General features: G+C 55.5%; 20 protein-coding genes. 5 read left to right on the top strand and 15 right to left on the bottom strand.

The features are described 5' to 3' along the window. Positions 1-163 precede the first annotated feature (163 nt). The 3 genes from NSS83_RS22200 to NSS83_RS22190 all read left to right on the top strand — a co-directional run bounded on the left by NSS83_RS22200 (position 164) and on the right by NSS83_RS22190 (position 3,949). Complete coding sequence (locus tag NSS83_RS22200) at positions 164-1,069, top strand: winged helix-turn-helix domain-containing protein (RefSeq protein ID WP_341182830.1); 906 nt, start codon at positions 164-166, stop codon at positions 1,067-1,069. A 5-nt stretch (positions 1,070-1,074) separates the two neighbouring features. Next, a complete protein-coding gene (locus NSS83_RS22195; protein WP_341182831.1) occupies positions 1,075-2,346 on the top strand; it encodes an MFS transporter in 1,272 nt (423 codons plus the stop codon). Between the two features lie 472 nt (positions 2,347-2,818). Next, on the top strand, positions 2,819-3,949 hold the full coding sequence (locus tag NSS83_RS22190; RefSeq protein WP_341182832.1) for an IS4 family transposase: 1,131 nt from the start codon (positions 2,819-2,821) through the stop codon (positions 3,947-3,949). Between the two features lie 465 nt (positions 3,950-4,414). Here the strand turns inward: NSS83_RS22190 and NSS83_RS22185 are convergent, their stop codons facing one another. The 11 genes from NSS83_RS22185 to NSS83_RS22135 form a co-directional block, all read right to left on the bottom strand. Beyond that, on the bottom strand, positions 4,415-5,050 hold the full coding sequence (locus tag NSS83_RS22185) for a histidine phosphatase family protein (protein WP_341346484.1): 636 nt from the start codon (positions 5,048-5,050) through the stop codon (positions 4,415-4,417). A 93-nt stretch (positions 5,051-5,143) separates the two neighbouring features. Further along, complete coding sequence (locus NSS83_RS22180) at positions 5,144-5,947, bottom strand: AAC(3) family N-acetyltransferase (RefSeq protein ID WP_341346483.1); 804 nt, start codon at positions 5,945-5,947, stop codon at positions 5,144-5,146. Positions 5,948-6,159: 212 nt separating this feature from the next. Continuing rightward, complete coding sequence (locus tag NSS83_RS22175; protein WP_341346482.1) at positions 6,160-7,743, bottom strand: response regulator; 1,584 nt, start codon at positions 7,741-7,743, stop codon at positions 6,160-6,162. Beyond that, the gene (locus tag NSS83_RS22170; RefSeq protein ID WP_341346481.1) at positions 7,740-9,638 is read right to left on the bottom strand and encodes a histidine kinase; all 1,899 of its coding nucleotides are present in this window, start codon (positions 9,636-9,638) and stop codon (positions 7,740-7,742) included. The genes NSS83_RS22175 and NSS83_RS22170 overlap by 4 nt, the downstream gene beginning before the upstream one ends. 67 nt (positions 9,639-9,705) lie before the next feature. Then, positions 9,706-11,388, bottom strand: coding sequence for an extracellular solute-binding protein (locus NSS83_RS22165; protein ID WP_341346480.1), 1,683 nt, complete (start codon positions 11,386-11,388; stop codon positions 9,706-9,708). 99 nt (positions 11,389-11,487) lie between these two features. Continuing rightward, the gene (locus NSS83_RS22160; RefSeq protein WP_341182839.1) at positions 11,488-12,378 is read right to left on the bottom strand and encodes a carbohydrate ABC transporter permease; all 891 of its coding nucleotides are present in this window, start codon (positions 12,376-12,378) and stop codon (positions 11,488-11,490) included. Between the two features lie 18 nt (positions 12,379-12,396). Beyond that, positions 12,397-13,386, bottom strand: coding sequence for an ABC transporter permease subunit (locus tag NSS83_RS22155; RefSeq protein ID WP_341014930.1), 990 nt, complete (start codon positions 13,384-13,386; stop codon positions 12,397-12,399). Between the two features lie 161 nt (positions 13,387-13,547). Continuing rightward, positions 13,548-14,213, bottom strand: a complete 666-nt coding sequence (locus NSS83_RS22150) for a hypothetical protein (protein ID WP_341346479.1) — start codon at positions 14,211-14,213, stop codon at positions 13,548-13,550. Positions 14,214-14,426: 213 nt separating this feature from the next. Then, a complete protein-coding gene (locus tag NSS83_RS22145; protein WP_341346478.1) occupies positions 14,427-17,654 on the bottom strand; it encodes a cellobiose phosphorylase in 3,228 nt (1,075 codons plus the stop codon). A gap of 315 nt (positions 17,655-17,969) precedes the next feature. Next, positions 17,970-19,313 carry a glycoside hydrolase family 30 protein gene (locus NSS83_RS22140; protein WP_341346477.1) on the bottom strand — a complete coding sequence of 448 codons (1,344 nt, stop codon included), beginning with the start codon at positions 19,311-19,313 and terminating at the stop codon, positions 17,970-17,972. 109 nt (positions 19,314-19,422) lie between these two features. Next, positions 19,423-20,436, bottom strand: a complete 1,014-nt coding sequence (locus NSS83_RS22135; RefSeq protein ID WP_341182843.1) for a LacI family DNA-binding transcriptional regulator — start codon at positions 20,434-20,436, stop codon at positions 19,423-19,425. A 321-nt stretch (positions 20,437-20,757) separates the two neighbouring features. On the opposite strand from NSS83_RS22135, the gene NSS83_RS22130 reads away from it, so the two are divergent. After that, positions 20,758-21,573, top strand: coding sequence for an HNH endonuclease (locus tag NSS83_RS22130; protein ID WP_341346476.1), 816 nt, complete (start codon positions 20,758-20,760; stop codon positions 21,571-21,573). Here NSS83_RS22130 and NSS83_RS22125 read toward each other — a convergent pair. Beyond that, entirely contained in the window at positions 21,560-21,757 is a 198-nt protein-coding gene (locus NSS83_RS22125) for a YwbE family protein (protein WP_341182845.1), read from the bottom strand. The genes NSS83_RS22130 and NSS83_RS22125 overlap by 14 nt on opposite strands. Positions 21,758-21,830: 73 nt before the next feature. Between NSS83_RS22125 and NSS83_RS22120 the strand changes: the two genes are divergently transcribed. Continuing rightward, a complete protein-coding gene (locus NSS83_RS22120) occupies positions 21,831-22,133 on the top strand; it encodes a hypothetical protein (protein WP_341182846.1) in 303 nt (100 codons plus the stop codon). Between the two features lie 36 nt (positions 22,134-22,169). On the opposite strand, the gene sdaAA is transcribed toward NSS83_RS22120, so the two are convergent. The 3 genes from sdaAA to NSS83_RS22105 form a co-directional block, all read right to left on the bottom strand. Beyond that, positions 22,170-23,048, bottom strand: coding sequence for an L-serine ammonia-lyase, iron-sulfur-dependent, subunit alpha (sdaAA, locus tag NSS83_RS22115; protein ID WP_341182847.1), 879 nt, complete (start codon positions 23,046-23,048; stop codon positions 22,170-22,172). After that, the gene (sdaAB, locus tag NSS83_RS22110) at positions 23,045-23,761 is read right to left on the bottom strand and encodes an L-serine ammonia-lyase, iron-sulfur-dependent subunit beta (protein WP_341182848.1); all 717 of its coding nucleotides are present in this window, start codon (positions 23,759-23,761) and stop codon (positions 23,045-23,047) included. Before sdaAB ends, sdaAA begins: the two co-directional genes overlap by 4 nt. Positions 23,762-23,934: 173 nt before the next feature. After that, positions 23,935-24,345, bottom strand: a complete 411-nt coding sequence (locus NSS83_RS22105; RefSeq protein ID WP_341346475.1) for a GNAT family N-acetyltransferase — start codon at positions 24,343-24,345, stop codon at positions 23,935-23,937. Between the last annotated feature and the right edge of the window lie 175 nt (positions 24,346-24,520).

Raw genomic sequence — 24,520 nt, 5'->3', positions numbered from 1 at the left:
TCTCTCCTCTCTGCCTGTATAACTGCAAAAAGCTGTGTTTTGTGACACTCCCGCCAAAAAGAATTATTTGCCAAACCCGAATTGTTCGTTTATGATAAAACAAATTTAAGTTCTATGTTTATAGAACAATTAACTCTACTACACCAGAAAGCAGGAATACCTTATGGATTATAAAGTAACCGTAGACTTCGCGCCTATCTATGAATGCATTACCAGCCTTAACGCTTTTATCGGCAAGCAAAACCATACGGCTATGGATGCCGGGACCCTCTGGGTCCGCCAGGTCCAGACGCAGTTCGCCCCTGTCATGCTCCAGCGTATGAAGGAAGTGATGAAGCTCACCGATAATTTCAGTCTTTCTCCCTACATTTGGAGCTGTCCCGGAGAACGTACGGCAGAGGAATTTCTGGATTGGTTCGAGGGGTTGTCTCCGGGAGAGCTGTACGACATTGCCGGGCGGTTCGGGCAGAGTGTGCCTGCGAATCTTGCCGGTCTGCGGGATGCAGCGGCTGAAGTAATCCGGGTGTGGAATGACAGCTATTTCAGCAGTATTGATCCGGCCATTATAGAAGGGCTGCGGCAGGAGGCCGCAGTACGGGCAGCGATGCTGGACGGCAAGAATGATATGTCAGTGTACGAGGCAGCTACCGGAGGGATGCGGCTCTATCCGTCGGAGACGCTGAAGCAGGTTATTATCACTCCGCAGTATCATGCCCGTCCGCTGGTCATCTCCTCTCAATATGATGAGTTTGTGTTCACCAGCTACTCCTGCGATGCACTCCCTCCCGGAGAAGGACGGCCTGCTGCCGCGCTCCTGCGGCTTACCCGGGCGTTATCGGATGAGACCCGGCTGTTCATTCTCCGGCAGCTTACCGGACGTCAGATGAATTTCACGGAGATCGTGAAGGCGGTCCAGCTGTCCAAAAGCACGATTCACTACCACCTGATCGCGCTGCGCGCAGCAGGTCTGGTCATCGTTCACACCAGCGGCAAAACTGTCTCCTACAGCCTGCGGCTGGAGGCGCTGGATGATCTGCCCGGGCAAATTGAGGACTATCTGAAGGGGTGAGCGGGTTGCAGAAACGGAGCTATTACGGATTGTTATCCACAGTTTCACTCAGCGCCTTCGGCGATGCCTTTGGGCTGCTGGCCATGGAGTGGCTGGTCTATGACCTGACCGGCTCCAAGGTAGCGATGGGGGCGCTTGCCCTCAGCTCCATGATTCCCGAGCAGGTGCTGCGCCTGCTCGGCTCGCCGCTGTCCGACCGGCTGCCCCGTGTGCGGTTCATGGCCTGCCTCGCCGTGCTGCGGCTGCTGGCACTCCTGCTTCCGCTCGGCATGGGTCTTGCCGGCCATCTCCAGCTCTGGCAGCTGTTCGCGGCCGCCAGCCTGAGCGGCGCCTGCTCCGCGCTGTTCCTGCCGACGGCCATGGCTGTCATCCCCGGAATCGCAGGGACCGGAAAGCTGATGCGCGCCTTCGCCATCATTGACGGCTGCAAGGGTGCCGCTGCGCTGCTCGGACCGGCGCTTGCCGGCATCCTGACCGCGGCCAGCGGGGCCTTGCCGGCGCTCGGGGTCAACGCCGTCTGTTATATGGCTGCAATTGCCATGCTGCTGTGGCTGCCCCGGATGGGGAAGCCCGCCGGGCCGCCTGCCGCTGGCATCTCCGTGTCCGGCTATCTGCGGGAGGTGGCCGAAGGCTTCTCGTTCTACCGGCGCTTCCCCGCTATGCTGACGATCATGATGATGGCTGCCGTCAGTAACCTTAGCTCCACTGCCATATGGACGATGATGGTCCCTTATGTCCGCGAGGTGCTGCACCGCGATGCGGCGGCTGTAGGCACGCTATCTACAGTGTCTGCGCTTGGCTACCTTGCCGGACTCGGGGCCATCTCCCTCATGGGCGAGATTAAGCAGCGGCGCGCCGTCATGCTTGGCAGCCTGGGCTGCTCGGGCATCGTCACCATGCTGTGGGGCTTCATCCCCAGCTATGCCTTCGCCTTGTTCGCCGTATTCGCCGCCGGACTGATGGGGCCGTTCTTCAGTTCCTTAAGCTCCTCCCTACACGGACGTCTCGTGCCCGGTCAGCTTCAGGGCCGGGTGAATTCGGTCCGCTTCCTGATTGGCGGGAGCCTGTCCCCGGTTGGCGCCTTGGCCGCCGGTACGGTCGCCGAGCTGTATGGGGTGCCTGTGCTTTTGCTTGCCGCAGGCCTGCTTCCGGTGCTCTACGCCGGAGTGGCTCTGCGCCTGCCTGGATTGAAAATGCTAGACGGCGACCTGTCTGTGCTGGAGCAGCGGGACCGCCAGCGCCAGGAGGCTGCACTGACAGGCAATATCTCTTTGTAAATTAAACACACTTATTATGGGTTATGGGCTTGGGGCGGCGCACTGAGAACGGTCTGCGGATGGGATTCTATAGTGATTACCGTTTGCGGCTGGTGGTTAGGGCGCATTGTTGCACATTTTGCAGGATTTCCGGCGATTCGGCGCTGGCGGGAGCTGGATTGTTGCAACTTTTGCAGGAATTCAGACGATTCTGCGCTGGCAGGAGCTAGTTTGTTGCATTTCGTGCAGCATTTCCGCATACGCCGCCCCTATCGAGCCGCAGTGTTGCAATTCATGCAGCATTTCCATACACGCCGCCCCTATCGAGCCGCAGTGTTGCATTTCATGCAGGATTTCCGCACACGCCGCTCCTATCGAGCCACAGTGTTGCATTTCGTGTAAGCGTGTTGATTTCCCATAAAAAGGGACAAAAAAGGCCGCCATTTCGGGTAATGGTAAGTACGACCAAACCAAACCGAAATGAGGCGACCTCATGAATAAATATACCCCATTCTTGGCCGTGTTCAAACAAGTATTAACTTCGGAAGAAGTCCAAAAGGTAAGCGGGCAAACCAAGGACTACGAGGATACGGGAACCAAAATGACCGTCGGTGTGTTGTTCGACTACTTTGTCCAAGCCTGCTACCACCAATGGGATGGCTTTCGTCAAAGTGCTCGGGTGGGCTCGAACTACGGTTTGCCCAAGGTTCATTACTCCACCCTTTCGGGCAAAGCCGGTGAAGTGCCTTACGATATCTTCAAGCGTTTGTTTCAAATGCTCGTCCAGAAATGTAACCGGCAAACCCGGCGGCACCTGAATCTGCCTAAAGATCTGCTGCTGATTGACTCTACGACGGTTACGGCAGCCAACTCCCGCATGTCTTGGGCTCCGTATAAAAAATTTAGAGGTGGCATTAAACTGCACGTTGCTTTTTCGCAGGGACAGCATTCACCCGTGAAGGTGGTCGAATCGATTGCCCGGCGTAATGACGCTCCATTTGGAGAAGTCTTGGCCGATAAGGACTACCTTTTAGTTCAGGATCGGGCGTATGGCAAAATCGGTCGATTGGATCAATATGTGCAGCAAGGTCAGTCCTTTGTGATTCGTCTGAAAGACAACCTCCATTTGGTGATGCCGCGAAAGCTTCGGCGACCGGCGGAGGGAGACACCCAAATCGTACGCGATATCACCTGTTATATTGGTCAAGGGAAACACCAATCCGCCCAGCGCCACCGCGTCGTTGAATTTGAAAATGACCGGGGTGAAGTCGTACGTGTCGTGACCGATTTGAGAAAAGAGTCCGCTCAGGTGATTGCTGAAATTTACAAAGCACGATGGGAGATTGAAGTCTTTTTCCGCTGGGTGAAACAGCATTTGAATGTCCCATGTCTATTTGGAACCACCGAAAATGCAGTATATAGCCAATTGTTTGTGGCCCTTACCGCGTATGTGCTTCTGAAATACATTTTTGATGAAATTCATCCGAAGGTACCGGTCTTTGCTAGGCTGACTCTTTGGGAATTTATGCAGTACTGGCGTATATTTAATCTTCCGCTGGAGTGGCAGATTCAGTTGAGTCTGCTCAGGCGTAAAGATCATATAGGTGTTTTTGAAATCCCATAATATAGGTAATCAACACGCCTGCATTTCGTGCAGCATTTCCGCACACGCCGCTCCTATCGAGCCACAGTGTTGCATTTCGTGCAGCATTTCTACACACGTCGCCCCTATCAATCCATAATGTTGCATATTTTGCAGGATTTCACTAAATTTGTTACTGGTTATGGCGAATTGTTGCACATTTTGCAGGATTTCCGGCGATTCGGCGCTGCGGGAGCTGGATTGTTGCAACTTTTGCAGGAATTCAGACGATTCTGCGCTGGCAGGAGCTGGTTTGTTGCATTTCGTGCAGGAATTTCTGCGCAGGTCGCCCCTATCGAGCCCCATTGTTGCATTTTATGCAGGATTTCCGCACACGCTGCAACTGTCACACGCCGCAAGCCGCCCCACGCCAAACAGGCGATGCCACATGCGCATCGCCTGTTTATCGTAACTGCACCTGCTGTGCTGCTATCCAGTAACTGCTGCTTAGGACTCCAGGCCGCCCTCACTAGTCACATAATGACTGGTATCTCCGTGCAGCACGATCTCCGGCACGCCGTCTGTAATATCAATTCTGCATAGGCAGGTAGGGTGGATGTAGGGCAGATCCCACAGCTTTTCCATGGCCCGGCCTTCAAAATAAGCCATCAGCACCTTCACCACTACAGTATGGGTGGCAATGAGGATCGTGCCGCCTTCATGCAGGTCTATCAGCTCACGCAGCTTGCCGAGCGCACGCTCCTGCACGGCGGCGAAGGTCTCGCCGCCCTTGATGCTGAACAGCGCCGGGTCGCCCCAGAACAACTGGTGCTGCTCCGGGTACTGCTCCTCCAGTTCACCGGCCTCCCGGCCTTCCCAGACGCCGAGGTTAATCTCTTTGAATTCGTCATAGGCGGTAAGCGGAATCTCCCGGTCGCCCCGGATAATCTCTGCCGTCCGCAGCGCCCGCGGGCTGGAGCTGGCATATACCGCATCCAGATGGACATCCTGCATCGCCTTGCCCAGCCACTCTGCCTGCTGTACCCCCAGCGGCGTAAGCGGAGAATCCTGATGGCCCTGCATCCGCTTCTGCACATTCCATTCCGTCTGACCGTGTCTTGTAATATACACCGTAGTAGTCATGAATTCTGATTCCCCTTTACCCAAGTATGTATCGATGTTTACATCGTCCCGCTCCGGCATCACTTCAGCCTCTGCCCGCCGTATCCGTAGGGTCTACCTACGGCTGCGTTCCAGCCACTTCACCCCATAATCGACGATCTCCCGCTGCGGGACAAGCTGCGCCGCAGATGCTGCAATGATGCCCTTGGCAATCTGCCCGGTCTCCTTGTCAAAGTCCGCGCCAAGCTCAGCGAAATCATCCGAATTCCAGTTGTAATCACGGAACTCCACCCATTGACGCGCACCGTCCACCAGCATCGGAGCGCCTGCGATCACTTCCTGCTTCCCGGCATAATCCGCCCGGTGCTCCGCCAGATGCAGCGAGGTATTGTTCCCATGGTCCACGCCTAGCAGCAGAACGCTTCCCCCTAGCTCATAGATCCGGGCCAGCGGCGACTGCTCTCCGAAGGCATATTCCAGGCCATGCCCGTCAATAATGACATCCCGGTGCTTCCCCCAGGCGGCAAAAGAATCAATCGGATGACTGCTGCGCCGCACCCCCCGCTGCTTGCGGAAGCAGTCCGGGATAATCCCCATGCCGCGAATCGGCGTGAGGTCCGGGTCGTACGCCGGCATATGCTCGCGGATGCCCGGCCACCATTCCTCCGGCACCGGCGGTCTGCTCCAGCCTGACGGATCGGTCAGATCCGAGGATTGCGTCGGCATCACCAGTGTCCCTTCCTCACCCAGCACCTGCTCCAGCGCGAGGATCACGGCAACGGGGCCGCCTGCCACCCACTGCCCGAGAGATTTGAAGGAGGAATGCATTAGCAGCGTCATTCCCTCCTGCACACCCAACCGCCGGAAATCGGCGGCGAGCCTATCTACTGTAATCAATGTTCCTTGTACTTCCTCCATGGTAAGTCACCTCCCAGCCGTTCATCTCTCCTATCATAGACCAGAACCGGCAGCCTTGCCACCCGGCCCACATCTTACGCCCGTGATTACTCCTGCACTTGCACTTGCACTTACACCTGCTCCTGCACTTGAACCTGCACCTGCTCCTGCTCCTGCTCCTGCTCCTGCACCTACACCTGCTCCTTACTCCTGCACTTGCACCTGCTCCAGCGTTAAGACTCCTTATCCTCAGCCTGTCCGGGATAACGTCCCATCAGCAGCTTGGCCCGGTATTCCCCGGGAGAGATGCCCTCCAGCTCCTTGAATACCCGCGCGAACTGCTTACTGTTCTCGAAGCCGACGGACTCAGAGACGGAGGCCAGCTTGACCCGGTTATCGGCCAGCAGCTCTTTGGCGTGGCCGATGCGGACTTTTTTGAGATACAGCACGAAGCTCTCCCCGGTATAAGCCTTGAATGCTTCGCTGAAATAAGAATAGTTGAGGGACACGTAATTACTGACCATCGCCATGTTCAGCGGGCGGGCGTAGTTCGCTTCGATATACGCCATTGCTTCCTCCATATCGGCATGCTCGGTGTGAGCGGATTTGATGCCTATAATATAATCGTTAACGCTTAGGAGCAGATGCTCCAGCGCACGGTAATAGTCGTGGAAATGGCGGAAATTATGCAGGTTGCCCACTTGGCGGTAGAGCTTCAGTACCTCCACCGAAGCTTCGCCGTGTGTTCGGAATACCTCATCCAATACTCGTTCATTCATACTCCGCCCTACATTCTCCAGGTAACTCAGATCCAGCCTCAACAGATGCTCCGTCTGAAAAATAACCGCAAGCAGCGCCTTGATCTCCTTCTCTCGCCCGGTTCCCAGCATATTGAGCAGCTTACGCAGCTCCTCCTCCGGGTGCGGGAAGCTCAGCCGTCCAGCCTGAATATCCGCATAGTCCACGAAGCTGGCCTGCGGCGACAGGAAGGTATATTGCAGCGCCCGGCAAGCCTCCAGATAACAGGCACGGAACTGGTCGGCGCTGTGGCTCTCCCTGCTGATTCCGAGCAGCAGCCGCGTAAGCTCCTTGGACTCTGCCTTACTTGCCAGCTCCAGGAAGCTCTCCCCCTCTCCGACAAGCACCAGCTTCCCGTCCCCGTCCGTCAGAATCTCCGTGAACTTGTGCTCCAGCGGTCCGCCCAGTTGCTCCAGCAGCCCTTGCACTTCTGCCGGCTTCATCCGTGTACCGTCACTATGATAATAGTTCAGCACCCCTACTGTAAAAGGCAGCGTCAGCCCCGCAAGCTCCTCCTGCTGGGCAGCCGATACCTCGCCCTCCTGCTGCAACAGGAGGCTGCGCAGGCGGGCCGCCCGCAGCTCGCGGCGGTAGCCCTCTGCTTCCTGCAGCTGCTTATGGCTGCTGGATTCCCGCTCCTCCCCCTCCTTGGCTATGCGTTCGAGAATCTCGAACAGCTCCTCGCGGCGGATCGGCTTCAGCAGATAATCCTTGACGCGGTAGCGGATCGCGCTTTTGGCATATTCGAAATCATCATGGCCGCTGAGAATAATGACAGCCGGAGCTCCGCCCGCCCCTGCTTCGGCAGACAGCCGAGCCAGCAGCGTAATCCCGTCCATGATCGGCATCCGGATATCGGTAATAATCACATCCTGCCGTTCCCGCTTGTACTGCTCCAGTGCCTCTGCACCGTTTCCCGCCATCGCTATATTGTAGACCGACGGATATTCCCGTTCGATCATCGCCTTCAGACCTTGACGGATCATTCTCTCATCATCCACAATCATCAGATTTGTCATCGCTGATTATCCCCCGTCAATAGAACTTTGGGCAGAGACATATACACCGCTGTCCACTTCCCTGCTTCGCTCTGCACTTCCAGTCCATAGGCTTCCCCGTAAAAGAGCTGCAGGCGCTGATGCACATTGCGCAGCCCGACGCCTCCCGCCTTATATCCTCCGCTGCCGATCCCGGAAGCGTCTGCTCCAGGCTCTTCCTTCGCATAGATCGCCTCATGCAGCTCTACCAGCCGCTCCTGCGTCAGCCCCAGCCCGTTATCGCGCAAGACAATGAAAATATCGCCCTCCGCCTCTGTAAGCTCAATCTTCACAATCCGGTCCGTTAACTCCACGCCGTCTGCATTCCAGGCATGCTTCACGCTGTTCTCAACAATCGGCTGCAATGACATCTTAAGCACCTCCACTTCCAGATAAGCGCTGTCAATATGAAGCTCCAATTGAATGGTGTGTTCGAACCTGATATTCATAACCTCTATATAATTCTCGATGTGGCGGAGCTCGTCTCTCAGCTTCACATATTCCCCGGTCCACTTGAAATTATAACGCATCATCCCGCCCAGCCGGGTCAGTGCATCCGAGATGGTTCGCTGGTTCTCAATTTCGGCCAGCATCTTGATATTCTCCAGTGTATTATAGAGAAAATGGGCATCGATCTGATTATGCAGGGTCCGCAGCTCTGCCTCCTTGGACAGGGCCTGCTTATAGACCGCCTGGGCAACCAGCGTATTGATCGTATTCATGAGCTTGGAGAAATGATGCGCCAGCTCTCCGACCTCTCCGCCTCCGCTGACCTTAATGCTGCCATACGGCTCGCCCCGGCGTACCTTCTTCATCGTCTCTGTCAGACGGCGGAGATTCTTCAGAATGAATGCATTCAGCACATACGTAATCGCCGTAACCAGGAAAATAAAACCGATATTTACCCCGATAATCAAATTGCGGGTCCGCGAAATATCCTTCATCAGACCTTTCATCGAGACCACCGTGACCAGGGAGGCATCGATCTGCTCCACCGGCGCCTGAATCAGCAGGTACGAATTCCCGTTCTCCTTGTAATCCATCTCCCATTCCCCGGTCTTGCGGTAGACGGCCAGCCGCTCCTTGATCGCTGCGCTCAGCCCGGAATCAGTGGTCAGGAAGGAGTTGTCGGTACGTGTGAACAGATTCAGCGCATCATCGACAATGACCATCTGGGATTCGTTATCCTGTACAGAGGTATAGGTCTTGGGCGTGAATTTGCTCAGCAGCATATCCACCTGGACCATCCCGATATGATTCCCTGCCGGAATACTGATCTCCCGCAGCACGGATACCTTCGGCTGACCTTGTCCGGATCCCCCCGAGGAGCGCTGCATCAGATCGATGTCCGTATTCTGAAAGGACCAGAGATTCCGCCTCCCTTCCAGCTTCATGGCCTGCTGGAACCAGGGCTCCCTCGACACCCGGGATTCACGGAAAATAACCGGCCATATCTCATATACATTCGGACTGGCAGAGAACAGATACAGATGCTCGATGTTGGGGTTATTGAACTGGATCTGGCTGAAATTCAAAAAGGTAGTCGTATTGAAATCAATCAGCTCGCCCAGGGTCGGGTCATCCTCACTGATCAGATAATCGCGCACACTTTTATCGTTATACGCCATCTGAAGCGCCCGCTCCATGGCCTCAATCTGGTTGAGTACATGCATTCTCTCCATTTGCAGCAGATAGCTGTTCTTCTCAATTGAATCCCGCATATAGGTGTTGTTGATTTCCTTATACGAATAGAAGGACACCAGCAGGCTGGGTCCCAGAATAATGAAGATATAGGCCGCAATCAGCCGGCTCTGCAGTGACCTCCGCCCCCACCAGTAGTGGAAGGAGTTCCATAATGCCCCTGTTCTCTCTCTCATGCCCACCTCTTGAAAATAGCCCAAAAGCCCGCAGTATGCGGGCCATTTGGGTCTTATATTTTAAAACTTACATTCCGAGTTTTTTCTTGTTCTCTTCATATTTCGTCTGGCGGTAAGCATCGAAGGTCGCTTGGCCTTCTTTTTCCTTCTTCGCAATATATTCCGTCCAGATCTTGTCGAATTCCGCATCGGAATCAGCCATCAGCAGCTTCGGCATCGTCTTGCCGCGGAGCTGTTTCAGCTTGGTGGCGATAATGCCTTCCGGTGAGTTACCCGTAGGATCGATTAACTGGAACTCTGAAGTATTGATCGATTTGCCTTTGGTCCAGTCTTCCAGTTGCTTGAACGGTTCAACGGATTCCGGTTTCCACTGGTCGGTAATATTCGTATTTTGCAGCATCCAGAAGGTGAAGGAGGAGCCGTATTGCTTATCGAAGGCTGCACGGTCTGAGTTCATGAGCTTATGCGCTTCAGGCAGGAACTGGTCCTTGCCGTCAATTGTATCATAGCTGACCCCTTTTTCGCCCAGATAAAGATCCTTGTTGCCTTCTTCACTGTTCAGATAGCTGAGGAATTTAATCGCACGCGCCTTATCCTTAACATCCTTCGAGATCAGGGTTACCGTCCAGCCGGAGATCCCGGGGCCGTTCAGTGCAGGCTGATCCATCTTGGTGTTAGCCGGACCGTCTACTGCAATGTACACCTGCTCAGGGTTCTTCTGGAAAATCGTACCGAGCTGGGAAGCAAAGTCCGTACGTTGATAGAGCATGGCGAAGTAGCGGCCCTGTACGATCTTTTCTTCCATTTGAGCACGCTTGTCAATGAAGATATCCTTCGCAAGCAGTCCGTCCTGGTTCGCCTGGCGGAGGGTCTTCATCCAGCGGACATACTCAGGGTCCGTCTCACGGTCATAGACCTTGCCGTCTTTTTCCCAAGGGATATTCAGGAAGTTCTGAATGTAGCCTTCAAGGGAATCATTGCCGTTCTCGGTGAACTCATGCAGACCGAGCGGAATCAGCGGCTGTCCGTTCACTTCTGGGAATTTCTCCTGGGCTGCCTTCAGAGCGCCGAGGAAGCCTTCAGGTGTGCGCATATCCGGGCTGCCGATCGCTTCATAGATATCCTTACGGACTGCGAAGGTCTGGTTCGAGATATAAGTATCACCATATTTCTCGTAGTCGGCAGGAGAAGAGGAGGAGTTAGGATAGCCGTAGACGTTACCGTCCGGCTGTGTGTACCAGCCCAGCTTATCTTTATCCGAGACCTTGAAGAAGTACGGGTCATATTCCTCAGCCAGCTTGTTCAGCGGAAGCACCAGCTCGCCTTCCACCATTTTTTTGATTGCATCTTCCCAGTAGCCGAGCGTGATGAAGTCTGGCAGCTTGCCGGAAGCAATCAGCGTATTCAGCTTTTCATTCTCATTGCCGGCAGGAACGATGAAGTTCACGTTAACGCCGGTCTTCTTCGTAATATATTGCGAAGTCGGGTCAACGCCCCACTTGTTGGCGAACCAGGCAAAGTTCAGGTACCAGTCGAAGGTGATCGGTGAAGTATCGCTTTTCCAGCCAGGCTCATCTGCGTTCAGTGCAGGTGCTGTTGTTTCTGTGGCTGGTGCTTTGGTAGCTTCCGCATTCGCCGGTGTATTACTCCCGCTTGCGTTATTGCTGCTGGAGCAGCCTGCCGCCAAGGAGGTCAGCATTAGCCCTGCAAGCAGCAGGCCCATTTTCTTTGGCTTATGTTTCATACCCATTTGTTTACCCCTTTTCTAGAAAATAATAATTATAAGCTCAACCCCGTTGCCCATAAGACACCCGGGCGCTGGAGGAGTTACCTGGTAGCAAGGAGATCATCAGCCCTTGATGGAGCCGATCATCATGCCTTTGACGAAATAACGCTGCAGGAACGGATAGACGAATACGATAGGCAGCGTAGTGACAACCATGGTTGCCAGCTTGATGGACTGGGACGTTACCGATCTCGTTGCCGCGTTACCCTGGACAGCCACCATCATGGTATTGGAGCTGGACTGGGCGACTACACGGAACAGATACGTCTGAATCGGCTGCAGATCCACATTGTTGATATAGATAATTCCGGCAAAATAATCATTCCATTGATACACGCCGTGGAACAGCGCAATGGTAGCAATGACCGGCATGGAGACCGGAAGAACGATACGCAGGAAGATAGACCAGTCATTGGCCCCGTCAATCCGGGCCGCTTCCTCCAGACCCTCGGGGATCTCCCGGAAGAAGGTCATGAAGATAATGAGATCGAAGAAGCTGAACATCACCGGAATGATATAGACCAGGAAGTTATCCAGCAGATGAAGGTCGCGGTTCAGCAGGAAGGTCGGAATCAGACCGCCGTTGAAGAACAGCGTAATAGTGCCGATCAGGATGTAGATTTTGCCGCCTACCAGATCCCTGCGGGATAAAGCATACGCCACCATTGCAGTGAAGAATACATGGACAGCGACACCAAGCACGGTCTTGGCTACCGTAATCCCCATGGCGAGCATAATGCCCGGGCTTGCGAATACCGCTTCGAAGTTCTTCAGCGTGATCATCCGCGGCCACCAGTAGATCCCGCCCAGCATGGCGTCGTTCCCGTCATTGAAGGAATTGACCAGCACATACCAGATCGGATACAGCGTCAGGAAGCAGACGCAGAGCATGACCAGATTATTGACGATATCAAAGATGGCTTCACCTTTGGTTTTACGTTTTAGAGCGAACATATATAGGTCCTCCTTGTCCTAGAACAGCGACGTGTCGTTGATTTTTTTGGATACCTGGTTGGCAATCAGCAGCAGAATCAGTGCTATAACCGCTTTGACCAGGGTGACCGCCGCAGAATAGGAGAAGCGGTTGGAGACAATACCCGTTTGATAGATATAGTAGTCAATTACATTAGAAGCACTGTCATTGAGTGAGTTCCGCAGGACCAAAATCTGGTCGAAGTTGGAATTCAGTACCCCGCTGACGGCCAGAACGAACAGAATGCTGATTGTTGCCCGGATTGCCGGCAGTGTGACAAACCACATTTTCTGGAAGCGTCCCGCTCCGTCAATCGTTGCTGCTTCGTACATTTCCGGAGATACGCCGGCGATGGCCGCGAGATAGATAATGGCGGACCAGCCAAGCTCCTTCCAAATGTCGGAAGTAATAATAATGGTCCAGAAGTAACTGGGCTCAGCCAGATAGGTAATCGGCTTGTCAATCAGATTGAGTGCAAGCAGAATATTATTGATAATCCCTACATCAGCCAGCCAGGTGGCCAGAATCCCGCCAAGCACAACCCAGGACAGGAAATGCGGCAGATAGGAGATCGTCTGAATAGCCTTCTTGTATCTGATGGAACGGACCTCATTGAGGAACAGGGCGAATATGATCGGCAGCGGAAAACCGATGAACAGCTTAATCAAGCTGATGCCAAGCGTGTTACGGATGACATTCGGCAGATCCTCGTCAGCGAACAACTCCCTGAAATGCTCCAGCCCTACCCATGGGGCTTCGGCAATCGACTTGACGATGTTATATTCCTTGAAGGAAATAATCAAGCCATAAATCGGGATGTAGTTGAAAATGATCATCCAGACTACGCCGAGCAGGGCCATGGTCTGCAGATGACGCTGGGCTACAAACTTTCTCCACAGTGTGTTTTTGCGACCTGAACCGGTTTCGATTGACGCCGGAATGAGCGGCCCCATAGCCGGATTCGGCTTGGTGTTACGTTTGTTCTCCATCGTATGGACCTCCAAAATACCTATCTTTATTGTGAAGCGTTTTCATCTCTATGTAAGTATTGTATGCGTTTTAGGTATACGGTAAAAGGCCTCATTTTTCGTATTTAGGGGCTCATTTTTCGGCTTGGAGCATTCTTCTGAACTCCCCAAGCCGGGGCCTGTTACACATGCAGAACCGCCTGCTCCTCCGATAGTACAATATAATCACCGATCACGCTGTCCTCAAAGGCAGGCTTGCGCGGCTGGCCGTTTCCGAGCGGCGGCAGATCCTGATGGTATTTGTAGAAAATAAGCTGGGATCGCGTGCCTTCCTGCGTCAGCTCAAGCCGCAGCTCCTCATCCGTCAGCTGGACAGCGGACACTACGCTCCCGGTTATTTTTGCTGTAAGCTCATCCCAGTTCTCTTCCTCAGGCTCCCCTGCCCAGCTGGATAACCACGGCCGGTGGCTCCCGTTATATCTCAGGTGGCATTCAATCACTCTCCCATCCAGCAGAATATATTGGCCCGATGCCCAAACGGCATACACAATATACTGCCTAATCCCCTCCTTCTCCAGCAACAATCCGAAGAACCCGGGGCCGCCCATGCCATAGGTTCCCAGATGGGTAGAGAAACTCACTGCCCTACTGCCCCGCAGCGAGTCTGTGTCGATCTCTGTCAGGGTCCGGGGTCTGGCGGTCATCATCGTCTCGCCTTCTTCCGCCTCATAGTGGAAATCCCTGAACGCAGGTTCCTCCACCCAACCCTTCGCCTCCCATGCCTCCCGCTGCGCGGCCGGAACAATCATAGAGTACTTCTCAATCAGTCCCATCTTAAGCTCGCTCATTTCTTCATCCTGCTCCTCTCCTGTTAACAGATATATACCCACTATTATAAGCTAATTGTTTGCTTGACAGGATTTGCACTTATGCAGGCCTCCGCGTCAGCACGTTGCGATTGTGATCGGTTTTCCAAGTACATTCGGCCTACTCGCCTTATTCACAACAGACAATCAGAAAGGAGGCCCCCAAGGACCTCCTCTCCATACATTCTATAACTGTTATTCCATCACCGCACGGATCGCGGCAATCTCCCCGCGCCGCAAGGCCTCGGCATCTGCGCCGCGCAGCAGGCCGCCGGATACACTGCGTTCCTCGCCGCTGCGGAATTCCAGCTTCATCTGCTGAATAACCGCCTTGCTATCGCCGAAGGTATCCGCATGACGCGGATTCACGTACGTCACTTCCGTGCTGCCCAGCAGCTTGAAGGAGACCTCTCCCTGCCCGTCGAACAGCCAGCCGGGCAGGGCCGGATGCAGCGCCAGTGTTAGTTCGCCATCCTCCATAGCGAACAGGCTGCTGCCTGCCATCATCGTTCTCCACATGCTCAGGAACTCGGCCGTAGAGCCGCTCAGCCGCGCTACAAATCCCCGTCCGTGTGTATGCGGGTCAGGGTTGCCGCCCGTTGCGATGAACGAGGAATTCTCCAGCGTGCTGCGTCCGTAGACCTCAGGGTCAAGGAAGGGAATCAGCGATGTTCTCAGCTCACTGTAGAATTCTTCATACAGCCCCGCCTTCAGCAGCTCAAGCAAGTATTTATACGACATGTGCAGGAAGTTCGATTCCCGCTCCTGCCAGCCTGCGGTGAACGCCCGGATGCGGCCGATCTCATGCCCCTCTTCCTCCAGCGATACCGAAGTGCGGTACATCGAGGTGACCGGATCGAACAGCCCGCTCTGCTTCACCTTGCTGTATATGTCCTTGGCCGTCTCAAGATCATCTAGCGTTTTGAGCCAGCGGGTCGGACCTTCCAGGAAATACGGCAGCGCCGAGGCCTCGAATTCCTCTACGACTGCCTTCGGCAGTCCATAGCCGCTGATGACCGGCTCGCCGGCTGCATCCGTGACCGGCCGGAAGCGCGTGGCTTCGAACCGGAAATAGGTAGGAACCAGTCCGCCGCCCATCTCCACCGCACGCGCGATCCCCTGATCGGTCTTGCGCAGCCATTGCTCCAGCATTCCGCGAATCACCTTAAGGGAGACATCGCTGGTCTCACCAGTAATCCCGAAACGGATGTCCGCGCGGTATGCCTCACGCGCCGAGGCCACGCGGTCCCAGTACGCGAATGGGTCCAGCGAGCCGTCCAGCACTTCCGTTACAGCCTGACCTACTTGTGTCAGCAGCGCCGCGATCTCCGATGGGAGGGCAACTGTGGACGGAAGCTCCGCACTGTTCTTCAGCGCTTCCGCCATGAAGACCAGCATCCGCTTCAGCTCCAGCGTCTCGCTCATCCCGGAGCCGATCAGGCCCGGCAGCCCGTTCATTGCATCGTTCCAGCCCGGCTTGTTCGCCTCCATTTCCACCCCCATACCGTAGGGATCAAGCGTGGCGAATTTATTCAGAGCGAGCGACAGCATTTTCACAAATAGGCTGGTCCGGTAGATCTCACCGTGCCCGCCTTGCGTGCGCAGCCACTCGGTACCGGATGCCTTGCGCTTCAGCTTGTGCAGCTTCTCCTCGTCCTCCAGCAGGGCTCCGAACTGCCGTACCTTGCCGCCGCTGATTACATACTTCTCGCTGCGCGGCAGGACATAGGCCGGAGAGTCGTAGAACGCATACGTCTCATCTCCGAACAGCAGCTCCCCAAGGCGCTCAGGATAAATATCCAGATAGCCTTCCACCAGATCCAGGTTATACGTCCAGTGATCCGACCAGAATCCCTCGCCGAAGGCGGCTTCAATGTTCTGTTGCGACAGCGCAAGCACCCCGCTGAGGAATTCCTGCTCGCTTAGGGCTAACGCAATCTGCTGATCGGCAATATAGTTAATCAGACTGCCTGCGGTGAAGCGTCCGGCCAAAAGCTTGTTGAGTCCCGCATGCTGCTCCGCAAGCGCCCCGGCCAGCCAGGTCTTAAGCTGCTCCTCCGCACCCGGTAGAATCTCGAAGCTGGTGCCCTGCACACTGAGCGGATTGTAGCCGTCTGCCTGAATCAGGCTATAGAACATTTTGATATTGAAGCTGCCCACCTTGGGATGGAAGAAGACGTCGTTGCGGCGGTTCTGGTTCATATCGCGGAAATTCCCGTTCCCCTGCGAATAATATTCAGGAGCCAGCGAGAAGAAATTATAATCCCGTTCCATATCACCATGCTTGCGGGAATAGAGATGGACGACGAAGCCCTCTTCCCCATTGTCAAAGATAAACGGATAACCCCCGCGCAGGAAATTATCGAGATAGGACTGGCGGCAATATGCGTCGAAGACCGGCGAGGACGTCCGGGTGGCGATATCCGCAGTTAACTCCTCGGTCAGCGCAGCAGCTTCAAGGGATTTGGCAGCAAAATATTCCTCACGGCACAGCTCCGCCGTCCGTTCATTGATCCGGGCAATATCATTCACATGCCCGATGATCGTGTTCAGCTTCAGCGAAGCCCCCGGGGCCAGTGTCCGGGCTGTGCCGCTGAAGCCGCACGGCACCTTGTTGACCGGATACTGCGGCTGTGCCAGCAGCTCTGCCAGCGGAAGCGCCGCGAAGCGGTCGGGATAGGTCAGTGAAGTATTCCCGCCAAAGATCACTTCATAGTCTACCAGCGGGCGGAGCAGCTCCCCTTCCGCTGTGGAGGAGAGATAGAAATGCCCGCTCTCGATCTTACCGATTTCGGCATCGTCATTCGTGCCCGAGCGCAGCTTGTAGAACGGGATTCCGTTCTCCAGGTTGAACACATCCATCCAGCTGCGGAGCAGGTTCCCCATCTCCTTATAGTTGCTGTTCTCTACCCCGAACGGAAGTACCTCCGGCAGACCGTCCAGCAATTCAAGCTCAAGCTCAGCCCCGCCGATGTTCTGAATCTCCACCTGACGGACCAGCGCAGCATAATCATCCCCGGGAAGGTTGAAGTAGTGGACCGTGTTCTTCAGTCCATGTCCTTCATGCGTCTCCTCAATAGTTAGACCGTTCGGCAGAATGGTCATGATCCGCTTGGCTTCAGGGTCCGGACGGGCCGACTGGAACGGTTCATAGATCTCCCTGCTCCCCTTCAGCTTGATGAAGGTGCGGAAGCCGGTCGATGTTACATTCTTGTAGGAGATGTTGGCCGGCGAGAACTCCATGATCGGCGAGTTTTTGTCCCGCACGCCGAAGCTGCTGATCCCTTGGCCGCGGTTCACATAGAATGTCCACATCGGAATCCCCTTCAGTCCGGCCAGGCCGGGCAGGAAGCTGGCAAACGGCTTGCCTTCGTGGAACTGCTCGATGATAAATTTTCCTGAATCAAAAGTATAATGGCTCATTAATTACTCCTCCTAAAGTATCTATCAATACTTATGTGCCCCGCTTCAGCCGATCTGCTATAGCAACCAGTGCTTAAGTGCGGAGCTTGCTTATGGGATTTAACTTGCAGGGCAATTGCATTTCATACAAACAAAGTACAACAGTTTCATAAAGCCGCAGGAAGGGAGAGCTGATAGATTCAAAGATGCGAGTGTGGTGAGCGGCGCAGGTAAGAAGTGCACAGGTAAGTGACACAGGTGCGGTAGTACTGGTGCTTAGCATTGATGCAGCAACCGCTACCACCATCCACTCCTCCTTTTTACAAGCCCGCAGGCCTAAGCCTGTGTAATCACATGTGTCGCAATAGAGTGCGCAGGCAGCGTGCACTCAGCAGTCTCGCCGCCCAGTTCCAGCGTCAGCGTACGGGCTTCCCCGCCTTCGTTCATCAGCACCACAGCGAGGCTGCCGTCCGGATTACGGAATGCGGCTGACAGTACACCCTCTGCCGCCGAATCCAGGCCGATCCGCACTGCACCCGGAGCGATGAATTTGCTGAAATGCCCGATGTAATAATACGAGCTGTTGTAGTGGACCTTGTCTGTAGCCGTATCCGCAATCACCGGAGCGTCGCAGAGATTGCCCACATGGTTCGGTCCGCCCGTCTCGTCCAGCACCAGATTCCAGTCCAGGTAGCCTTCGGTCCAGGCATTAAGATCGCCGATCATATTGCGGCCGTAGCGCTCGCCCGTGAACCATTCGCCCAGACGCACGCCGCCCTCCTGGCAGCCTTCAGTGAACAGCACATGCTTATCCGGGAAAAGCTCATGCACCTGCTCCACATTGCCGAACTCCTCGCCGCCGTACCAGTGAATTCCGGTCCCCCAGACATACTGTGCAGCTTCCGGGTCCGACAAAATCGGGGTCACGCGCTCGACCATAATGTCGCGGTTATGATCCCAGATCACGATGTTCACATCACCCATTCCGGCTTCGTGCATCACGGGGCCGAGATGGTTTTTGACAAAATCACGCTCTTCCTCAGCACTATACACACAGGAATCCCAGGTCTGCACCGCTGCCGGCTCATTCTGTACAGAGACCGCCCAGACCGGAACGCCTTCCTTGCGGTAAGCTTCGATGAATTTGGTATAATACCGCGCCCAGACCGGCGCATACTCCGGCTTCAGCGAGCCGCCGTTGTTCATCTCCCCGTTGGTCTTCATCCATGCGGGCGGGCTCCACGGGGAGGCCAGCATGGTGAACGGTCCGCCCCGGACCTCCATAGCATCCTTAATCAGCGGCAGAACCCACTTATGGTCACGCGAGATATCGAAGGTCTTAAGCTCCGTATCCCCATCCTCCACATACGTATAATTACCGAGTGCGAAGTCACAGCTATGGATATGCACACGGCCCATGCTGTAATTCAGCCCGTCTACCGGGTCGAAATACCGCCGGATGACCTCTGTACGCTTCGCCGGACTCATCCGGGACAGGGTATACGCCGCTGCTTCTGTGAATGCGCCGCCAAAACCAATAATGGTCTGGAAAGCCTGCTCCGGCCGCAACAAGATATCTGCTTTTGCCGCGGCGCCCTCTGCACTAAAATGAATGCCTTCCTTGGGAGTCAGGCGATCCCCTGTATCTTTGGCGGTCACTACGGTTTGTACTGTTGTCATGTTCATCGCTCCTTTATTATTTTTGCCAAGCGAAATCAGGGACGAAAGAAATCGAAACCGGTTTCGATTTTGCCGAAAAAAAAGGTATTCCTGAATGAACGCATCTTCATCACATGCGCGGCGCGGCGCAGGAATTCCTCACAATAATCTCTACAGGCAGCACAAGTGCTTCCTGAGCCGTACCTGGACCGTTCATAGATGCCAGCAGCAGCTCCGCCGCCCGGGTCCCCAGCAGTTCGGTATTCTGGCGTACAGTGGTCAGCGCAGGCGTGACGTATCCGGCAAGCTCAATGTCGTCATAGCCCATCACCGAGACATCCTCCGGTACCGCAAGCCCCTGATCCTTAGCCGCCATCACCGCACCCAAGGCCAGCAAGTCACCCGAAGCAAAAACAGCCGTCGGCCGCTCCGGCAGCGCCAGCAGACGCTTCATTGCACCATAACCGTTCTCCATCGCGTAGAAGGCTCCCTCTGCCACATACTCATCCGGCACCTCAAGTCCCTGCTGCTCCATCGCCGTTCTGTACCCCAGCTCCCGCTGCTGTCCCGGATAGGTGTTCCCGCCTCCCGAGATGTGGGCAATCCGGCGGTGTCCAAGACTGACCAGATACTCCACGGCCTGCAGGGCACCGGTCATGTTATCCGAGCAGACGGTATGCGACAGCTCCGTCTCGAAATCGAGCACCACGGTCGGAATATCACTCTCCAGCAGCTCCCGGAAATACGGGTCATCATAATCAGAGAGGAATACTACTACCCCGTCGACGCCGCGAATCCGGCAGTTCTCCAGATATCCGCTTCTCTTGCCGCCGACATCCTTCGAGATGAACATGAGGGCATAGCCCTTGGCTACGGCAACCTGCTTGAAGCTCTCAATCACTGCGCTGAAAAAAGGATGGCGGATGCCCGCCCCCGTATTCTCCACAAACAGCACACCGATGGTCCAGGATTTCTTGGTCGTCAGTGTACGTGCATGCGCATTGGGCAGATACCCCATCTCCCGGGCGGTACGCAGAATCTCGTCACGCGTCTTCTCCCGCACATCGGAATAGTTATTGAACGCCTTGGACACTGTGGTTGGCGAGTAGCCGGTCCTTTTGGCAATATCGTATATTGTGGTCATTTCCGGTTCACTCCCGCAGCTCAATGAAAGCCCTTTTATGTTCACTGACATTCTAACTTCTTTCGGCACAGCCGTCCAGCATAAAATATCCTTGGACCTCAGGCAGCAGCGTCACGATCTGAATCAGCAGCCCAGTTCACCCTCCGGGAAATTCGCATGATGTGCCTGCCTGTGTGAATGTCTGCAGTTTACGCTATACTAGTATCAATTAGGACAACTATTAACATTCAAGCAGACGCATGCAAGCAGATGCACTTATCATTCACAATACAGAAGGGATTGGACGGTTGCGGCTTAAGGCTGCTTCTGCCAAGTACACTTATGACTGAGACGACAACTCTACCTCCAACCAAAAAATGCGCGTACTGCCATCAGCTTAAGCCGCTCGCTGAATTCCGCAGACGCACAGGCAAGCGCGCCAAGGGCTTGTCCCGGCGCGGAGCCTGCCGGGAATGCCGCAAGCTCCGCGAGGTCGAGGCTTCCTTGCCGCCGGTGCGGGCAAGCTTAGCGCCTGCCCTGCCGGAGCGCCAGGCCGGACCGGCCGGTCCCCTCAAGCGGGACAAGGGGCCGGCCTCTGTCTCCGGGGCAGCTGCGCCCGGGAAGGCACAGCCGCCCATGGCCCAGCCCCGGCAAGCCGCCCGGCCGGAACGTGCCCGGGACGCAAGAGGCAGCGCGGGAGCGGCCGGCCTTAAGGGCAAGGCCCGGCCCCGGCATGCCGCCGAGACCGGGCGCAGCCTTCCGCAGCAGCGCGGGCCGAAGCCCGATCCGCAGGATGCCTCTGCCCTGATCCCTTCGGCCAAGGGCATGATTCTCATGCGCGGGCATAGCGATAAGGGCCGCCGCTGGCATCAGGAGATCGACCTTGAGCTTGCCGTGACGCTGGTCAAGGAGCATGCGGCCATCGTTGTGAACCGGCGTACGATCCGCCGCTTATACAGCAACAAGGACTTCCGCGTCTATATTTTGACGAGGGACCGCTATACCTGTTATTTCTGCGGGCAATACGGGGATACCATCGATCATCTGCTCCCCCGCGCCAAGGGAGGGCATACTACGCCGGATAACTGCGTCTGCGCTTGCAACTTGTGCAATCAAACGAAGGCCGACCAGTCGGTGGAGCAATTCATGAGCCGGTAATGTTCTTGACCCGTCCAACCTGGCCGTCCGAGAGCCGCACCTTGATCCCGTGCGGATGGCGGGGCGAGTTGGTCAGGATGTCTTTCACTGTGCCGTGCGTGAGCTTGCCGCTGGCCTGGTCCTGCTTCAGCACGATGTCTACCTGAATGCCGGGGCGGATATCCGCTCTAACTTGTCCGTTCATAATACACTCTCCTTTCCGGTAATATTTACGTTATATATAGTCTACTTACTCTTACAGATAAGGATGAACAGCCATGGCTTTTGGAATCAACCGGGCAGAATTAACCCGCTGGAAGCAGGCCGTCTCCGCAGGGGAGATTGCCTTCCTGACCCATTACTGGATCGATGCACGCTACCCTGAGATCACGACTGTCACCAAGGTAGGGTGCAGTGATCTGCCCCGCCTGCGGGAGTGGTGCAGGAAGCACGGTCTCCCGGCGCGGTATATTCATAACCGCCAACCGTTCCCCCACTTCGACCTTATGGGCCCGAAGCAGGCGGAGATTCTCCGCCAGGAGGGCTTATGGGAGCAGCTGGAACGCTTCCGTATGCTCTGATCAACCGCAGACGGCGGAGCGCCTGTGACCGGGCAGTTATTTCGGGTTCCGCAGATCCTTCATAATCCGGCGGCCGGTCGGGGTCTGGGCCAGCCCGCCCCCTGCCGTCTCCCGGTGCTTCTCGGGCATCGCAGAACCGACCTCCAGCATGACCTTAATCACTTCATCGGACGGAATCACGCTGCGGACGCCAGCCAGGGCCATATCCGCCGCGGCAAGTGCCGTAACGGCACCGAAGCCGTTGCGGACAATGCATGGAATCTCCACGAGTCCGCCTACCGGATCACAGATCAGCCCGAGTGTATTTTTGAGCGCGAGACCTACCGCATGTACCGCCTGTGCCGGAGTCCCGCCGCGCAGCTCGGTCAACGCTCCGGCCGCCATGCCGATCGCTGACCCCACCTCGGCCTGACAGCCGCCTTCCGCGCCCGATACAAAAGAATTATTAGCAATAACATACCCTATCGCTCCTGCCGCGAACAAACCGGAAACCATATAGTCATCGTCCCAGCCGAAGCGCTCCTGACAGCTCAGGAACACACCGGGGATAATTCCGCATGAACCGGCAGTCGGTGTGGCAATAATCCGGCCCATAGAGGCGTTCACTTCAGATACGGCAAGGGCATACGCCATCGCCTGGCCTGCCGGTCCCCCGAGACAAGGCTCATCCGCTGCATTATAGGCGGCCACACGCTGGGCATCCAGGCCTGTCAGTCCGCTGCGTGAGGTGGTGTCTTCGGTCATGCCGCGCTGCACCGCTTCCTTCATCACCCCGTAATACTCGCGCATGGTGGCGAATTCCTGCTCCTTGGAACGGCCCGATTCTGCGCTCTGCTCCTCAAGCATCAGTGCGCCGATCCCAAGCTCCCGCTCCCCGCATAGTACAGCCAGCTGGCTGAGTGTTTGAAAATTCATGTTGTGATGTCCTTCCCCTTCTGTGTCTGTTCTTGTGTATTGCCGTTCAAATCGACTACCTTGACGCTCTTCACTGCCGGAAGCGCCCGCAGCTTCTCCAGCAGCTCCGCCGTGGCTGACTCATCCAGCTCCAGCACCGTCAAGGCCGCCCCGCTGCGGTTCTTCCGGTCCAGTGACATATGTCCGATATTGAACTGTCCCTCCCGCATGACATCCGTAACACTCGCCAGCACACCCAGATAATCCATATGCTGAATCAGTACGGTCGGGTACATGCCGGTCAGCTTCACACTGAAGCCGTCAATATCCACAATCTCAATATTGCCGCCGCCGATGGATGTACCGGTAAGGGTCATCTCCGTCCCGCTCTCCCTGCCTGTAAGTCGCAGACGAACCGTATTGGGATGGGGAAACAGCCCCGTTCCCTGACCGAAGGAGATGCTCATCCCGGCTTCGGCCGCAAGCTCAATGGAATCCGGCAGCCGGTGATCGTCCGTGGCGAAGTCAAGCAGCCCCCCGGCGATCGCCCGGTCTGTCCCATGTCCCTGATAAGTCGCGGCAAAAGAACCGAAGAACGTAACCTCGGCCTCTCGCGGCAGCTCGCCAAGCACCTGTCTTGCCGCCCGTCCGATCCGTGCGGCTCCCGCTGTATGAGAACTGGAAGGCCCGACCATGGCCGGACCTATAATTGAGAATACATCTTTAAATCTCATAGTTCTGGTCTCCCGCTATCTAAATTCGGCCCTGTACAGCGAATGATGTAATGATGTCCATCCGTTAATTGTACAGCACTTATATATTATACTGCGTCCGCACCAAAGCTACACTATTACATGAATTGTGAGGGAAATAGAAGGATAATGTATAGCGTGAAACCTATAAATTCTTATTTTGAGAACAGTACCAGCCCGTCCCGCTCCTGCCAGCCGATACGGGTCCAGAAGCTGCGGCCCGGGGCATTATCTCCGATCACCATGAGATGGCATTTCGTTATGCCCGCTTCCCGCAGTTCCGCGAGGCAACGCCTCACCAGCTCACGGCCTGCACCGATTCCCCGGCTGGCGCTGTCAACCGCCACATGATACATATAACCCCGGCGTCCGTCATGCCCGCACATCGCTGTGCCTATAAGGGTGCCGCCCTCCTTCACGCACACTTGGCTGATCCCCGGATTCCGCTCCAGATAACGGATAATATGCTCACGCGAGTCGGCTTCACTGAGACCCATTCCGTCCGTATTCTCCCATAACCGGTAAGCCGCCTCGTAATCTTCCCCTGTCATTGCTCTATATATCATGTATTCTCCCCATTTCTATGTTTATGACTCCGCTTCACGCCGCACGCTTTTCTGGGCGCATGCATACCCATATACGGAAGAGCTGAGCAGGCAAGGAGGAGTAACCGCCGATGAACCCCGTGTACCCTTATTATGGCAAGTGGAAACAGCTTTGCCGTCCTTTGAAAGGACGGTA

The organism is Paenibacillus sp. FSL H3-0469, assembly GCF_038051945.1.
Taxonomy (GTDB): domain Bacteria; phylum Bacillota; class Bacilli; order Paenibacillales; family Paenibacillaceae; genus Paenibacillus_AQ.
Note: the sequence above shows the minus strand (reverse complement) of the source record. Positions and strands in the feature narration are given on the sequence as shown.

Coding starts and splice junctions, on each gene's coding strand:
- NSS83_RS22200 (WP_341182830.1), top strand. CDS start 164: ATGGATTATAAAGTAACCGTAGACTTCGCGCCTATCTATGAATGCATT.
- NSS83_RS22190 (WP_341182832.1), top strand. CDS start 2,819: ATGAATAAATATACCCCATTCTTGGCCGTGTTCAAACAAGTATTAACT.
- NSS83_RS22185 (WP_341346484.1), bottom strand. CDS start 5,050: ATGACTACTACGGTGTATATTACAAGACACGGTCAGACGGAATGGAAT.
- NSS83_RS22180 (WP_341346483.1), bottom strand. CDS start 5,947: ATGGAGGAAGTACAAGGAACATTGATTACAGTAGATAGGCTCGCCGCC.
- NSS83_RS22175 (WP_341346482.1), bottom strand. CDS start 7,743: ATGACAAATCTGATGATTGTGGATGATGAGAGAATGATCCGTCAAGGT.
- NSS83_RS22170 (WP_341346481.1), bottom strand. CDS start 9,638: ATGAGAGAGAGAACAGGGGCATTATGGAACTCCTTCCACTACTGGTGG.
- NSS83_RS22165 (WP_341346480.1), bottom strand. CDS start 11,388: ATGGGTATGAAACATAAGCCAAAGAAAATGGGCCTGCTGCTTGCAGGG.
- NSS83_RS22160 (WP_341182839.1), bottom strand. CDS start 12,378: ATGTTCGCTCTAAAACGTAAAACCAAAGGTGAAGCCATCTTTGATATC.
- NSS83_RS22155 (WP_341014930.1), bottom strand. CDS start 13,386: ATGGAGAACAAACGTAACACCAAGCCGAATCCGGCTATGGGGCCGCTC.
- NSS83_RS22150 (WP_341346479.1), bottom strand. CDS start 14,213: ATGAGCGAGCTTAAGATGGGACTGATTGAGAAGTACTCTATGATTGTT.
- NSS83_RS22145 (WP_341346478.1), bottom strand. CDS start 17,654: ATGAGCCATTATACTTTTGATTCAGGAAAATTTATCATCGAGCAGTTC.
- NSS83_RS22140 (WP_341346477.1), bottom strand. CDS start 19,313: ATGACAACAGTACAAACCGTAGTGACCGCCAAAGATACAGGGGATCGC.
- NSS83_RS22135 (WP_341182843.1), bottom strand. CDS start 20,436: ATGACCACAATATACGATATTGCCAAAAGGACCGGCTACTCGCCAACC.
- NSS83_RS22130 (WP_341346476.1), top strand. CDS start 20,758: ATGACTGAGACGACAACTCTACCTCCAACCAAAAAATGCGCGTACTGC.
- NSS83_RS22125 (WP_341182845.1), bottom strand. CDS start 21,757: ATGAACGGACAAGTTAGAGCGGATATCCGCCCCGGCATTCAGGTAGAC.
- NSS83_RS22120 (WP_341182846.1), top strand. CDS start 21,831: ATGGCTTTTGGAATCAACCGGGCAGAATTAACCCGCTGGAAGCAGGCC.
- sdaAA (WP_341182847.1), bottom strand. CDS start 23,048: ATGAATTTTCAAACACTCAGCCAGCTGGCTGTACTATGCGGGGAGCGG.
- sdaAB (WP_341182848.1), bottom strand. CDS start 23,761: ATGAGATTTAAAGATGTATTCTCAATTATAGGTCCGGCCATGGTCGGG.
- NSS83_RS22105 (WP_341346475.1), bottom strand. CDS start 24,345: ATGATATATAGAGCAATGACAGGGGAAGATTACGAGGCGGCTTACCGG.